The organism is Bradyrhizobium sp. 62, from assembly GCF_023073035.1.
Lineage (GTDB): Bacteria > Pseudomonadota > Alphaproteobacteria > Rhizobiales > Xanthobacteraceae > Bradyrhizobium.
Genome location: NZ_JADPIT010000016.1, coordinates 451,754 through 466,240, shown reverse-complemented (window position 1 = coordinate 466,240; position 14,487 = coordinate 451,754). Strand labels below are relative to the sequence as shown.

Genomic DNA, 14,487 nt, shown 5'->3' with positions numbered 1-14,487 from the left:
CTGCGGCTTCAGGGCGACAACGAGACGGTGTTTTTCGACGTGTGATCCCAGCCTCGTCCCGGACAGGCGGAGCGCCGATCCGGGACGACAGCGGAGGACGGGCCTGATTTCGCTGCCCGAAACCGTTCACCTGACGCCGTTTCCCGTATTTTTCCGGAGTTCGTGCGATGCAATTTCCGCGCGATGCAATCCCGTGTTTACCGTAATCCTTTAGGGTCCGTGGGATTCAGCGCGGCCCATTGGATTGTTCCATGAAAATTCGCCTTTCGCTTTCTTCCGCAATCATTGCTTTCGGCATCGTTCTGGCGATCGGTTTCACCGCCGTGGTCTCCACCAGCCTTTACGCCTTGAAAGAGCTCAAGGTCGGCGGCCCGCTCTATTCCGACATCAAGCTCGGCAATGATCTCATCGCGGACATCCTGCCGCCGCCGGAATATGTGATCGAGGCCTATCTCGAGGCCACGCTCGCCATGCGCGAGCCCGACCAGCTGGCGGCCCATGGCGAACGCCTGGTCCAGCTCCGCAAGGACTACGACGAGCGCAAGGCATTCTGGGTCACCTCCAGCCTCTCGGCCGACCTGAAGACGGCCCTGGTGTCGAAATCCGACGCCGAGGTGCAGAAGTTCTGGAAGCTGTTGTCTGACCAGCTCCTCCCCGCACTCAAGGCCAAGGACACGGCCGCTTCCGAGCGCGCCTACGCGCAGCTCAAGGACGCCTACACCGCACACCGCGCCGTCATCGACAGCATCGTCGAGAGCGCCAACAAGCAGAATGCCGACATGGAGAAGCTGGCCGCGGACCGCGACAGCTCCATGCTTTATATCCTCCTCGGCGTCTCCGCCGCCGTCCTCGCCTTCATTGCGGCGGGCCTGCTCGGCGTCGCCCTCGGCGTGATGCGCCCGATCGTGCGCATGACCAGCACGATGCAAAAGCTCGCGACCGGCGATCTCGCCGCCGACATTCCTTTCGCGCACCGGCAGGACGAAGTCGGTTCGATGGCGGGCGCGCTCCTGGTGTTCAAGCAGGCGGCGGTCGAGAATTCCCGGCTGCGCGAGGAGCAGTTGCAGAAGGCGCAGGAGGCGGCGCTCGCCAAGCGCGGCGCCCTGCACCAGATGGCCGAAACCGTCGAGCGCGAGACCGGCCGCTCGGTCGACACCGCGAGCGCCGCGACGCAAGGCGTGGAGCGTGCCGCCTCTAGTCTGTCCGAGATCGCAAGGTCGCTCTCGACACAGTCGCAGGCGGTCGCAGCCGCCTCCAACCAGGCTCTCGGCAGCTCGCAGACCGTCTCGGCCGCGGCTGAAGAACTCAGTGCTTCGATCCGCGAGATCGCAACCCAGGTCGCGCGGACCAGCACGGTGACGAAATCGGCGGTCGCCGGTCGGGAACAGGCGCGCTCGACCATCCAGACGCTGGCCGGATCGGTGAAGAAGATCGCAGAGGTCTCCGACCTCATCGGCGGCATCGCCGGCCAGACCAATCTGCTGGCACTCAACGCCACCATCGAGGCTGCGCGCGCCGGGGAGGCCGGCCGTGGCTTCGCGGTGGTCGCCGCCGAAGTGAAATCCCTCTCCGACCAGACCGCCAAATCCACCGAGGAGATCGCGCGGCTGATTGCCGAGATCCAGGCCTCGACGCAGGCCGCAGTCGATGCTGTCGAAACCATGGGAGGCCACATCGTCGAGATCGACGGCGTTGCCACCTCGGTTGCCGCCGCGATGGAAGAGCAGGACGCGGCGACGCGAGAGATCACGCGGTCGATCTCCGAATCGGCTTCCGCGGCCAAGGAGGTCTCGGCCAAGATCGGTGATGTCAGCCGCGACGCCGCCTCCGTGAACGAGCGCGCCGCGGAGGTCAGACAGGCGATCGCCGGCATGGCGGCCAATCTCGAACAGCTCCGGTCGGTCGTGGTCCGGACGGTGCGCGACTCGACAGCGGCGGCCTGAGTCGGGCGCGGAGTCGTTCGCTGGCGCCTGCGGCCGTGATCGTGCAGTGTGACGTGGGACAGGGGCATCGTGGTTCATGGCAACTCCACAATTGCCGGCGGTCGTTGAGCCCGCCCAACTGACAGCTGCGCTGCGCAGGAGTGGCGTACTGGACGCGGGCGCCGTGCGCGAAGTGAAGGTGCTGCATCAGCACCCGGCCATGGTGTCGCAGGTCATCCGCCTTGGGCTGCGATATGTCGGGGAATCCGCCGGGGCACCGCCCTCCGTCATCCTCAAGATGCCGCATCCGACCTACGCCAAGCCGTTGGCCAATTCGGGTCGGCAGGAAGTGGCCTTCTACACTCATCTTGCGCCGAATATGCCGTCGCAGATCGTGCCGCGCTGCTACGATGGTCATTTCGACGAGGAGAGCCAGGACTGGCATCTGCTGCTCGAAGATCTCACCGACAGCCATGACGTTGCAGCTGACTGGCCATTGCCGCCCTCACGCGATCAGGCGATGGCGATCGTAACGGCGCTCGCCCGCTGGCATGCATCTTGGTGGGACCATCCGGGTCTCGGCGACACCATCGGCACCTGGATGAGCCTTGATGATACGGCGAGTCTGATAGAGACATTCGCCGGCCATTACGACCGCTTCGCCGATTTGCTTGGTGATCGCCTCAGTGAGGAGCGGCGGACCCTGTATCGGCGCTTCATCGACAAGGCCGAGCAACTGTTGCAACGCTACCATTCACATCGCCATGTGACCATCGCTCACGGCGATGCCCATACCTGGAATTTCCTGCTGCCACGCGCGGGCATCGCTGACGCTGTGCGCATTTTCGATTTCGATCATTGGCGCATCAACGTTCCTACCCACGACCTTGCCTATATGATAGCGACGCAATGGTATCCAGAGCGCCGGCAGGCGCTCGAACGCCTGCTGCTCAATCGCTATCACGAGATGCTGATGGCGCACGGTGTCAGCGGCTACACGCGCGGCGCGCTCGACCAGGACTATCGGCGGTCGGTGTTGTGGCACATCACCAAGCCAGTCTGGCAGTGGAGCATCAACATCCCGCCGGTGATCTGGTGGAATAATCTTGAGCGGGTGATGATGGCGGTCGAGGATCTGGGCTGCGAGGAGATTTTGGGGTAGAGACGCGCAACACCATCGGTGTCGTCCGGGCCTAGTGCGCAATTGCGCACTAGGCCCGGACGACGGCGTTACTCCATCACCGCATGTTCCGGCCCGGCCGCCTGCTTGCGCAAGGTGGCCTTGGTCGAGCCGATCAGCAGGGCGAGCGGGATGGTGCAGAGGATGAAGAACATCACCAGCTCGTAGTCGTGCGCGAAGGCGATGATCTGCGCCTGCACGCTGACCATGCGATCGGCCATGGCACGGCCGGCGTCGGTGGAGAGATTGATCATGCCGCTGACGCTCGGCATCTGGAGCGCGTGGTTGAACGGGTTGATGTGCTCGGACAGGATCGCATAGGTCCGCCGCGTGCCCTGCGTCAGCTGGGCGATGACGACGGAAATGCCCACCGAGCTCGCGACGTTGCGCATCAGGGTCAGCATCGCGGTGCCGTCGGTGCGCAGTTCGTTCGACAAGGTCAGGAACGCCACCGTCGATAGCGGCACGAAGACGAGGCCGAAGCCGAAGCCCTGGATGACGCTGACGGTCACGATCTCCGGCACCTGGGTCAAATCGGTCCAGCCGGTCATCTGGAACAGCGAGCCCGCGGTCAGCGTCAGGCCGGTGATGATCAGCGTGCGGGCCTCGACATAACGCATCATGCGGCCGACCAGCATCATGGCGAAGAAGGTGCCGAAGCCGCGGCTCGCCAGCAGCAGGCCCGCGGTGATGATGGGATAGCCGATCACGTTCTGCATGTAGGGCGAGGCCAGCGCCATGGTCGAGAACAGCACGAGACCCATCACGACCATGAACATGCAGCCGGTGACGAAGTTGCGATCCCTGAAGAGCGCGAAGCGGATGAACGGCGTCGAGGTCGTGAAGGAGTGCGCGATGAAGAAGTAGAAAGCGACGGCTGAGACGATGAACTCGGCAAGGATCTCACCCGATTCGAGCCAGCCCAATTGCTCGCCGCGGTCGAGCGCGAGCTGAAGCGAGCCGATCGCGACCGCCAGCGCCGCGAAGCCGAACCAGTCGAACCTGAGACTGAGATCCTTCCGGGTCTCGTCCATGAAGATGATCAGCCCGATCACGGTGATGGCGCCGAACGGCAAATTGACGAAGAACACCCAGTGCCAGGAATAAGTCTCGGTCAGCCAGGCGCCGAGCGAGGGACCCATGATCGGCCCCATCATCACGCCCATGCCCCAGATCGACATCGCCTTGGCGCGTTCCTGGAGCGTGTAATAGTCGAGCATCACCGATTGCGACAACGGCACCAGGGCCGCGCCGAACACGCCCTGCAACAGGCGGAACAGCACCATCTGGTTGATGTCCTGCGCAAGCCCGCACAGCACCGATGCCATGGTGAAGCCGGCCGAGCAGATGATGAAGATGCGCTTGCGGCCGAAGCGGTTGGCGATCCAGCCCACCGGTGCCGTCATGATCGCGGCGGCGACGATGTAGGAGGTCAGCACCCAGTTGATCTGGTCCTGCGAGGCCGCCAGCGTGCCCTGCATGTAGGGCAGGGCGACGTTGGCGATGGTGGTGTCCAGCGCCTGCATGATCGTTGCCGTCATGGCGCAGATCGTCACCATGTTCCGGCGCAGGCCGGGAACCATAAGGGCGGGATTGGACTCCGCCATAGGATTAGTCCTTGTCCTGATCTTTGTCTTGGCTCGCGGTCGCCGACAGGCCGAGCAGGCCGGCGAGCGTGCGCTGGTGGCCGGTGTCGATGGTGGCGTAGACGCTCATGCCGGCCTTCAGCTTGCGCACGGATTTGTCGGTCTCGTCGAAATAGATGCGGATCGGCACGCGCTGCACCACCTTGACGAAATTGCCGCTGGCGTTCTGCGGCGGCAGGATCGCGAATTGCGCGCCGGTACCGGGCGAGAGCGAGCCGATCTTGCCCTTGAAGATATGGTTCGGAAACGCGTCGACCTCGAGCGTGACCGGCTGTCCTTCGGTGACGTAGGTGAGGTCGCTCTCCTTCGGATTGGCGTCGACCCAGGGATGGGCAACGTCGATGATGGAGAACACCGGCGTGCCGGCGGCGACGTAGCGGCCGAGCTGGATCTGCTCGACCTGTGTTGCCACGCCATCCATCGGCGCGCGCAGCACGGTGTGGTCGAGGTTGCGCTGGGCATCGTCCAGCTTGGCTTTCGCTTGCGCGTAGGCGGGGAATTGCTCCAGCGGCAACTCGGGATTGCCGAGCAATTGCGTCTTGGCATTGGAGAGTTGCTGCTTGATGTATTGCGCCTGCGCGCCGGCGGTCACCAATGCATTCGACGCGTTGTCGAGATCGAGCTGCGAGCCGTAATTGTTCTTCACCAGCGACTGCTTGCGTTCGACGTCGCGCTGCTTCAGGTCCATGCCCTGCTGGGCGAGATTGAGCATGTCGCCGTAGATCTTGATGTTGGCAACGAGATTGTCATAGGTGATGCGGGCTTGGGCGAGTTGCGCTTTGGCTTCTTCCAATGCGTGACGGAACGGAGCGGGGTCGATCTCGAACAGCTCGTCGCCGTGCTTGACGATCTGGCCCTCCTTGACGACGACCTTCTGGATTTTGCCGGAGATATCGGGGGTCACCAGCACTTTCTGCGCGCCGACATAGGCATCGTCGGTGCCGACATAGCGGCCGCCATTGAGATAGAAGGTGAAGCCGGCCACCGCGACGACGATCGGCAGCACGACCAGAAGCAGCACGCGGCGGTAGCGGCGCAGGCCCGCCAGCAGGCGGCGGCGCGGATTGGTGCCGGCTTTCTTGGTGGGCTTGCCGCCGTCGATTTTCTGCTCGGGCTGGAACTTGAGAACCTGATCAGCCATAGCGCTGCTCCTTACGCGCTTGTTCCGCTCCGCTGGTCTGGATCGCGGACCGCACGTTTTCCTTGATTGTTTCGAGTTGGGTGAGGAGGCGGTGGGCGTCCGCCGGAGTGATGCCGTCGAGCGCGTTGGCCGTGAGCTCGGATTTCAGCCCGCTCATCCGCCCGAGCAATTGCCGCCCGGCCTTCTTCAGGTACAGCCGCTTTACGCGGCGGTCCGACGGATCGTTGCGTCGCTCAATCCAGTCGCTGTCACAGAGCTTGTCGATCAGGCGTGTCAGCGTGATCGGCTGCACCTCGAGAAGCTCGGCGAGCTCCGACTGCTTCATGCCTTCGCTGCGCTCGACCTTGGCCAGCACCGCCCATTGCGCGCGGGTGATGCCGAAGCGCGAGGCTTCCTTGTCGGCATAGACCCGGAGCAGGCGATAGAGCTCGGCGAGCGTAAACAGGAAGTTCTGGTCCACGGGCCCTGGGCTCATGAGCTTGGTCTCCAATAAGCTTGGAATATAATAAGCAAGCTTATGATTATTTCATGGCGGGTTTGCGGGACACTGTCCCGCAGGCCGAGCATGGCTGATGGCCGCATCGCCGGTGCCGCTTTGGGTTCCCCTTTCGAAATGCTAGAACGCCGGTCGCATGACCCTCGCAAAACCGGCATTTCCCGCGCCCGACCACGATCACGGCCGCTGCACCGCGGATGCGCTGGCGCATGCCGAGGCCGTCTGCGGAGAGCGCGCGCAGAAATTCACGCCGATACGCCGCCATGTGCTGGGGGCGCTGCTCTCGAGCCACCGGCCGCTCGGCGCCTATGAGGTGATCGACGAGCTGGCAAAGTCGATGCCGCGGCCGGCGCCGATCACGGTCTATCGTGCTCTCGATTTCTTGATGGCCAACGGCCTCGTGCACCGCATCGAAAGCCGCAACGCCTATCTCGCCTGCGCCGCTCACGACCACGACGCGACCTCGGCGGTGACGTTCCTGATCTGCGAGCGCTGTGGCCTGGTCGGTGAGATTCCGTCGGCTTCCTTCGCCAGGGACCTCAACGCCGCCGCGCGCAACTCAGGCTTCGCTCCCAAATTGTCCGTGGTGGAAATCACGGGCGTCTGTGCGCATTGTCAGAAAGCTGCATAGAGCAACAACGGCGCAAAGCCGGTTTTTCAGGAAGAAATGTCCTCACCTCAAATCATACCGTCCGCCGGTCGTCCCCTCAGTGCCGGCGCCATCGCCCTGATGCTCATGCTGTGCCTGACCTGGGGATTCAACCAGATCGCGGTGAAACTGGTGCTGCCGGACATCCCGCCGATGCTTCAGGCCACGTTCCGCTCGATGGGCGCGCTGCCGGTGCTGTTCATCATCGGCACCTTGCGCGGCGTTAAATTCTTCGAACGCGACGGCACCTGGAAGCCGGGCGTCATCGCCGGACTGATGTTCGGCATCGAGTTCGTGCTGATCTTTCAGGGCCTGCGTTTCACACCGGCATCGCGGGCGGTCGTGTTCCTCTACACCGCGCCGTTCTTCGTCGCGCTCGGCTCCTACCAGGTGCTCGGCGAGCGACTGGGCGGTACGCAATGGCTGGGGCTGGCCATCAGCTTTGCCGGTGTCGCACTCGCGATCGGTGTGCCGCAGCCCAACGTCGATTCGCATGTTCTGCTCGGCGACCTCATGATCGTCGGCGGCGCCGCGCTGTGGGCGGCGACCACGCTGGTTGCCAAGGGCACCCGGCTGCGCTTCGCGGCGCCCGAGAAGGCGCTGGGCTATCAGGTCGCGACCTCGATCCCGATCCTGGGGCTGGCGGCCTGGCTGTTCGGGGAGACCATCCCCCACACTCCGTCGCCGCTGTCGCTGGGCCTGATGGCCTTCCAGGCGATCTGGGTCGTGGGAACCACGTTCACGCTTTGGTTCGCGCTGGTGAAGACCTATTCGGCCAGCAAATTGTCGGCTTTTACCTTCATCACCCCTTTGTTTGGCGTGGTGGGTAGCTATTTCATCATGCACGACACGCTGAACCTGACATTCGGGGCTGCCGCCGTCCTTGTCATTGCTGGGCTTTTTCTGGTTAACCGTCCCAGTCAATCCGCTGCGGCGCCGCGCGATGCATTGCTGAACGTCACCAAAACCTGATATTTGGACGCCATGAACAAGCTCGAAAACACCATCGATTCCGACATCGCGGGGCCTGCGCCGCGTCATCACACCACCAAGGTCAAGGTCGGCGACGTTACCGTCGGCGGCGGTGCGCCGATCGTCGTGCAGTCGATGACCAACACCGACACAGCCGATATCGACGGCACCATTGCCCAGGTCGCAGCGCTCGCCCGCGCCGGTTCCGAGCTGGTCCGCATCACCGTCGACCGCGAGGAGGCGGCAGCTGCCGTTCCGCATATCCGCGACGGCCTGCTCAAGCTCGGTCTCACCACGCCCCTGATCGGCGACTTCCACTATATCGGCCACAAGCTGCTCGCGGCCTATCCGGCCTGCGCCGAGGCGCTCGCCAAATATCGCATCAATCCCGGCAATGTCGGCTTCAAGGACAAGCGCGACACCCAGTTCGCCGACATCATCGAGATCGCCAACAAGAACAGCAAGCCGGTCCGCATCGGCGCCAATTGGGGCTCGCTCGACCAGGAGCTGCTGACCAGGCTGATGGATGAGAACACCGCCTCGGCCAATCCGCGCGATGCGCGCGCGGTGATGCGCGAAGCCATGGTGCAGTCGGCGCTGCTCTCGGCGGCACGCGCCGAAGAGCTCGGCATGCCCAAGGACCGCATCATCCTGTCGGCCAAGGTCTCGGCGGTGCAGGATCTGATCGCGGTCTACGAGGTTCTCGCCAGCCGTTCCGATTACGCCATCCATCTCGGCCTGACCGAGGCCGGCATGGGCACCAAGGGCATCGTGGCGTCCTCGGCCGCGCTCGGCATCCTGTTGCAGCAGGGCATCGGCGACACCATCCGCATCTCGCTGACGCCGGAGCCCGGCGGCGACCGCACCCGTGAGGTGCAGGTCGGCCAGGAGCTCTTGCAGACCATGGGCTTCCGCACCTTCGTGCCCCTGGTTGCGGCGTGCCCCGGCTGCGGCCGCACCACCTCGACCACGTTCCAGGAGCTGGCCCAATCGATCCAGGGTTTCATCCGCGACGAGATGCCGACCTGGAAAACGAAATATCCCGGCGTGGAAGAGCTCAACGTCGCGGTGATGGGCTGCATCGTCAACGGCCCCGGCGAATCCAAGCACGCCAATATCGGCATCTCGCTGCCGGGCACGGGCGAGGCGCCGGCTGCCCCGGTGTTCGTCGACGGCAAGAAGTTCCGCACCCTGCGCGGGCCGACCATCTCCGCCGACTTCAAGGCGCTCGTGATCGACTACATCGAGCAGCGCTACGGCCAGGGCGCCAAGGTGCCGGTAACCGCGGCGGAGTGATTTAGCTCCGCTCGCCGCGCTTTGCGCTGCAATGTAGCCCGGATGGAGCGAAGCGAAATCCGGGGCCCGTCAGATCCTGACAAGCCGTTTCCGGATTGCGCTTTGCTCCATCCGGGCTACCATGCCTCCAATCAATAATGATTGGGAGCAGCGCCCATGAGCTCACTCGCCGGCAAGCAGGGTCCGCGCTATCGCCACGCGGCCGAGGATGGTGCGCCGTATGAAACCATCGCGGTCGAAAAGCTGACCCCCATCATCGGCGCGGAAATCTCCGGCGCCGACATCGGCAAGCTGGTCTCGGACGATGCGCGCTCCAACCGCCAGATGGACGAGCTCCATCGCGCGCTCGCCGAAAACCTCGTCATCTTCTTCCGCGACCAGCGCATCACGCCGCAGCAGCATCTCGCCTTCGGCCGCAAGTTCGGCGAGCTGCATTTCCATCCCGCCGCGCCGCATGAGGATGAAGACCCGGCGCTGATGAAGATCTATGCGGATGCGAATTCGCCGCGCGCCAACGGCGAGGGCTGGCATTCCGATGTCTCCTGCGATCTCGAGCCGCCGATGGGCTCGATCCTCTACATCAAGCAGTGCCCGCCGCGCGGCGGCGACACGCTGTTTGCCAACATGTATGCCGCCTACGAGGCACTATCGGATCGGATGAAGGCCTATCTCGACGGGTTGACCGCGCTGCATGACGGCGAGCCGATCTATCGCGGGCTCTACGCCAATTGCGGGGTCGCCGACCGCCCGTCCTATCCGAGCGCCGAGCATCCCGTGGTGCGCACGCATCCCGTCACCGGCAAGAAGGCGCTCTACGTCAACCGCGGCTTCACCCGCCACATCAACGGCATCCCGCGCGACGAGAGCGACGCGATGCTCGCCTATCTCTATCAACATGCGGAAAACCCGCTGTTCCAGTGCCGCTTCCGATGGACCGAGAACGCCATCGCGTTCTGGGACAACCGCTGCGCCCAGCACCGCGCGATGTGGGATTACTGGCCGCACACACGCTCGGGGACGCGCGTGACGGTGAAGGGAGAGAGGCCGGTGTGAGAGGCATTTTTGTGGTCGCACTCGTCGTTGTCACGAGCTGCGCGATTGCCGGGGACAAGGTGGCGACCGGCGCTGAAGGCACGGTGACGACTGCTGATGCGGCCGTCGAGATCGCACGTGCGGCGGCCGTTAACCGCTACGGTGAGGTCGTTATTCGAAGCGAGGAGCCTCTAACCGCTGAGCTCAACCAACGTAACAATTGGATTGTGACAGGCATGTTGCCGCACGGCGCAGTTGGCGGAGTAGTTGAAGTTGAAGTCGCCCGCCGTGACGGCAAAGTTCTTCGGATGGTTCACGGTCAATAACTCAACGTTGACGTCCTCCCGCGCCCGCGCCAATCTCTGCGAAAATAGTCGGGAGAGCCTGCCATGCTCCGCGCCGAGGACAACAAATTCCTGACCGAGGCTGATGCAGGCACCGGCATGGGCGAGCTGCTGCGCCGGTTCTGGATCCCCGTGCTGCTGTCGGAAGAACTCCCCGAGCCCGACGGCGAGCCGAAGAAGATCATCGTTCTCGGCGAGGAGCTGCTCGCCTTCCGCGATACCCGCGGCGTTGTCGGATTAATCGACCAATACTGCCCGCATCGCGGCGCCAATCTCTGGCTTGGGCGCGTTGAGGAATGCGGTATCCGCTGTGTCTATCACGGTTGGAAGTTCAATACCGACGGCCGGTGCGTCGACATGCCGACGTCCTATCCCGACCTCAACGCCAAAGACCTCATCCGCATCAAATCCTATCCGGTGCGCGAATGGGGCGAGATGATCTGGGCTTATATGGGCCCGGCTGACGCGATGCCCGAGCTGCCGGACCTCGAAATGGCGCTGCTGCCGCCCTCGCACCGCTATGTCAGCAAGAAATGGCAGGACTGCAACTGGGTGCAGGCGCTGGAAGGCTCGATCGACACCGCGCATTTCACCTTCGCCCATCTCTCCTTCGACAAGGAGGAGAACGAGATCCTGGACATCAAGAAGCATTTTGTGAATCCGATCGCGCGGATGTCGAGCGATCACATGCGCTGGATCGCGGAGGATCCGCGCCCGGTGATCAAGATCGCCCCGCACGAAGCAGGCCTCACCATCGCCGGCGGGCGGCTCACCGGGGGCGACAACATCTACTGGCGCATCGCGCAGTTCCTGATGCCGTTCCACGCCTATGCCCCGAGCGCGATGCCCGGCGAGAACATCTTTGGCCAGACCTTCGTGCCCGTCACCGACACCAATTGCTGGATCTACACCTATGCCTGGAATCCGGAGCGGCCGCTGACGCAAGCCGAGCGTGACGCCTTTGACCGCGGCAATGGCGTGATCGCGGAGGTCGACGACAATTACGTGCCGCTGCGCCACAAGGGCAACGACTATCTGATCGACCGCAAGCTGCAGAAAACCAGGAGCTACACCGGTATCAAGGGTGTCTCCGAACAGGATGCGGCCGTGCAGGACAGCCAGGGCCCGATCGCCGACCGCACCCGCGAGCATCTCGGTCCGACCGATCTCGGCATCATGCATTTCCGGAAAGTCGTGTTGGAGCTGGCGCGGGCACTTCAGCAGGGCGAGCCGCCGCCGCACGCCGCGCATCAGGATCGCTACGCCGTGCGCTCGGGCGCCTGCGTCACCGGCAAGGCCAAGGACCTTTCCGCGGTGATGCTGGAGCGTTTCGGTGACGTCACAGGCTTTGTCGGCCGACCGCGAATCGCGGCAGCGGAGTAGCGCTTGGGGCAGCCGCGCAGCATCATCGCAAGTCTCGTCCGGACGCTCGTCGCGTCGATTTTGCTATGGTCGCTGGCGCCTGCAGGCACCGGTCATGCTGCTCTCGCGCGCAAAATCGCGAGACCCAAGCCGCCGCACGCGCCGGTCAAATGCGAGATGTCGAAATTCCGGATCATCGTGGATGTCGGGCACACCCCTGACTCCTACGGCGCATTGAGTGCACGCAACGACACGGAGTTCGGCTTCAACTTCCGGCTTGCAAGTCTGATCACGGCGAGGCTCAAGGCCGAAGGCTTTGCCGCGGCCCGCCTGCTCGTCACGGACGGCAAGGCGCGGCCGAGCCTGCTCAAACGCGTCGGTACCGCGAATGACGCCCGGGCCGATCTCTTCCTGTCGATCCATCACGATTCGGTGCCGGACAAGCTGATCGAGACATGGGAGTTCGACGGTGCGAACAGCTATTTCAGCGACCGCTTTTCGGGCCACTCTCTGTTTGTGTCGCAGCGGAATCCGCACTACGCTGCGAGCCTGATGCTGGCTCGGATGATCGGCCGGCAGCTGAAGGATCAGGACCTGCATTATGCCGGCCAATATGCCCTGCCGGTGATGGGCCGCTACCGGCGCCAATTGCTCGACAAGGATGTCGGCGTCTACCGCTATGACGGGCTCGTTGTGCTCTCGCAAACCCGCAGCGCCGCAGTGCTGCTCGAAGCCGGCTCCATCATCAACCGCGACGAGGAGATGACGATGAACTCGCCGGAGCGGCAGGAGATCATTGCGGACGCCGTGGCGGTGGCGATGAGGGAGTTTTGCGAGAGGCGGTAGGTTGCTCCGCCGCTTCAACAGCCGTCATTGCGAGCGTAGCGAAGCAATCCAGGCTGCCGCAGCAGAGAGATTCTGGATTGCTTCGCTACGCTCGCAATGACGAGGAGCTACAGTGGCCCGCCCCGATACTCCCGGTTCGCCAAACTCGCCTCCTCCAGATCCAGATCCCGCTCGATCCTCCGGCGCGTCTCGTCGGTGATCTGGCCGTCGCGCAGCAGGTCGTGGATGAATTTGCGCTCGGCGGCGATCAGGTCCCGAGTCAGGGCGGTGCCGGCGGCGGAGACGTCGTGGCGGGTGGGATCGAGCGAGTCCGGCAGCTGGTTGACCCGGATCTCGTGGCGGGCGCGCAGAAGCCGCATCACCTCGTCCGACACGTCCTTCTCCTCTGTCAGCGCGTCGAGCGACTTCAGGGCGGCATCGAGGGCCTGGCGCCGTGCCGCGATCTCGGACTCGTGCTCGGCGGCATGCTCGTTGCGACCGGCTTCCGCGACACCGAGCCAACGCACCACCGGAGGCAGGGTGAGGCCGACGCCGATCAACGTGATGAAGATGACACCGAAGGCAACGAACAGGACCAGGTCGCGAAACGGAAAGGCCTCGCCGCCCGGCAGCGTGAACGGCAGCGCCAGCGCCGCCGCCAGCGACACCGCGCCGCGCACGCCGGTGAACGCAAGCACGAACGGCCATTGCCATGGTGGTGACGGATCGCGCGCGCGCAGCGACTTGCTGAGCATCCGCGGCAGATAGGTCGCGGGATAGAGCCAGGCGAAGCGCGCGATCACGACGACCGCCAGCACCACGGCAGTCGCAATCATGATGTCGTCGAGCGGAAACGCCTTCGACTTCTCGTACAGCGCGCGCATTTGGAAGCCGGTGAGCAGGAACAGCAGGCCCTCGATGAGATAGATCACGAGGTCCCAGAAGAAGATTCCTTGCAGGCGCGTCGATGCCGAGATCAGCAGCGGCCCGTTCCAGCTCACATAGAGACCACAGGCGACGGTGGCGATCACGCCGGAGCCGCCGAGATGCTCGGGCAGCCAGTAGGACACGTAGGGCGTGATCAGCGACAGTGTCAGCTCGACCTGCGGATCCCCCGACCATTTGCGGAACCGCAGGGAGAGCCAGCCGACACCGATGCCGAAGGCGATCTCGCCAGCGACGATGAGCAAGAACTCGCCGCCTGCCAGGGGCAGCGAGAAATGCCCGACCATGATCGCGGCGAGCGCGAAGCGGTAGAGGATCAGCGCGGTGGCGTCATTCGCGAGCCCTTCGCCTTCGAGGATGACCATGAGCCTGCGCGGCAAGTGCAGCCGGCGCGCGATCGCGAGCGGCGCCACCACGTCGGGCGGCGCCACGATGGCGCCGAGCAGGAAGCCGATCGTCCAGGGCAGGCCGATGAAATAATGCGTGGCAGTTGCGACCAGCGCTGTGGTGAAGATCACCGCGCCGACCGCGAGCAGCACGATGGGGCGAAGATTCTTTTTGAATTCGCGCCAGCTCATCGCGACGCTCGCCGAGTAGATCAGCGGCGGCAGCACCATCAGCAGCACCAGTTCCGGCGGCAGCTCGACCGGCGGCATGCCCGGCACGAAGGCGAGGCC

Annotated in this window: 13 protein-coding genes; 9 read left to right on the top strand and 4 right to left on the bottom strand. The window is 64.1% G+C overall.

Features of this window, described 5'->3' with window-relative positions; translation table 11 throughout:
• The first annotated feature begins 251 nt into the window (after positions 1-251).
• Together IVB47_RS21165 and IVB47_RS21160 are read left to right on the top strand one after the other, a co-directional pair.
• On the top strand, positions 252-1,943 hold the full coding sequence (locus IVB47_RS21165) for a methyl-accepting chemotaxis protein (protein WP_027566036.1): 1,692 nt from the start codon (positions 252-254) through the stop codon (positions 1,941-1,943).
• 76 nt (positions 1,944-2,019) lie between these two features.
• The gene (locus IVB47_RS21160) at positions 2,020-3,084 is read left to right on the top strand and encodes an ecdysteroid 22-kinase family protein (RefSeq protein WP_247463926.1); all 1,065 of its coding nucleotides are present in this window, start codon (positions 2,020-2,022) and stop codon (positions 3,082-3,084) included.
• 68 nt (positions 3,085-3,152) lie between these two features.
• Here the strand turns inward: IVB47_RS21160 and IVB47_RS21155 are convergent, their stop codons facing one another.
• From IVB47_RS21155 to IVB47_RS21145, 3 genes are read right to left on the bottom strand one after another with little or no spacing between them, the layout of a single operon-like run.
• The gene (locus IVB47_RS21155; RefSeq protein WP_247463923.1) at positions 3,153-4,709 is read right to left on the bottom strand and encodes an MDR family MFS transporter; all 1,557 of its coding nucleotides are present in this window, start codon (positions 4,707-4,709) and stop codon (positions 3,153-3,155) included.
• A 4-nt stretch (positions 4,710-4,713) separates the two neighbouring features.
• Positions 4,714-5,889, bottom strand: coding sequence for an HlyD family secretion protein (locus tag IVB47_RS21150; protein WP_247404755.1), 1,176 nt, complete (start codon positions 5,887-5,889; stop codon positions 4,714-4,716).
• Entirely contained in the window at positions 5,882-6,364 is a 483-nt protein-coding gene (locus IVB47_RS21145) for a MarR family transcriptional regulator (protein WP_007598134.1), read from the bottom strand. The genes IVB47_RS21150 and IVB47_RS21145 overlap by 8 nt, the downstream gene beginning before the upstream one ends.
• A 157-nt stretch (positions 6,365-6,521) precedes the next feature.
• Here IVB47_RS21145 and IVB47_RS21140 point away from each other — a divergent pair, with 157 nt between their 5' ends.
• The 7 genes from IVB47_RS21140 (at position 6,522) to IVB47_RS21110 (ending at position 12,886) form a co-directional block, all read left to right on the top strand.
• Positions 6,522-7,016 carry a transcriptional repressor gene (locus IVB47_RS21140; protein WP_027566032.1) on the top strand — a complete coding sequence of 165 codons (495 nt, stop codon included), beginning with the start codon at positions 6,522-6,524 and terminating at the stop codon, positions 7,014-7,016.
• A 36-nt stretch (positions 7,017-7,052) separates the two neighbouring features.
• Positions 7,053-8,006, top strand: a complete 954-nt coding sequence (locus IVB47_RS21135; protein ID WP_027566031.1) for a DMT family transporter — start codon at positions 7,053-7,055, stop codon at positions 8,004-8,006.
• 12 nt (positions 8,007-8,018) lie between these two features.
• A complete protein-coding gene (ispG, locus tag IVB47_RS21130; RefSeq protein WP_027566030.1) occupies positions 8,019-9,302 on the top strand; it encodes a flavodoxin-dependent (E)-4-hydroxy-3-methylbut-2-enyl-diphosphate synthase in 1,284 nt (427 codons plus the stop codon).
• A gap of 156 nt (positions 9,303-9,458) precedes the next feature.
• Positions 9,459-10,355 (top strand): TauD/TfdA family dioxygenase, encoded by an 897-nt coding sequence (locus IVB47_RS21125; RefSeq protein WP_247463920.1) that lies wholly within the window; start codon positions 9,459-9,461, stop codon positions 10,353-10,355.
• A gap of 11 nt (positions 10,356-10,366) precedes the next feature.
• Entirely contained in the window at positions 10,367-10,660 is a 294-nt protein-coding gene (locus tag IVB47_RS21120) for an NTF2 fold immunity protein (protein ID WP_027566028.1), read from the top strand.
• Positions 10,661-10,723: 63 nt separating this feature from the next.
• Positions 10,724-12,061, top strand: coding sequence for a Rieske 2Fe-2S domain-containing protein (locus tag IVB47_RS21115; RefSeq protein WP_027566027.1), 1,338 nt, complete (start codon positions 10,724-10,726; stop codon positions 12,059-12,061).
• Between the two features lie 3 nt (positions 12,062-12,064).
• Positions 12,065-12,886 carry an N-acetylmuramoyl-L-alanine amidase gene (locus tag IVB47_RS21110; RefSeq protein WP_247463917.1) on the top strand — a complete coding sequence of 274 codons (822 nt, stop codon included), beginning with the start codon at positions 12,065-12,067 and terminating at the stop codon, positions 12,884-12,886.
• 107 nt (positions 12,887-12,993) lie between these two features.
• Here the strand turns inward: IVB47_RS21110 and IVB47_RS21105 are convergent.
• A partial coding sequence (locus IVB47_RS21105; protein WP_247463915.1) for a Na+/H+ antiporter occupies positions 12,994-14,487 on the bottom strand: 1,494 nt, incomplete at its 5' end.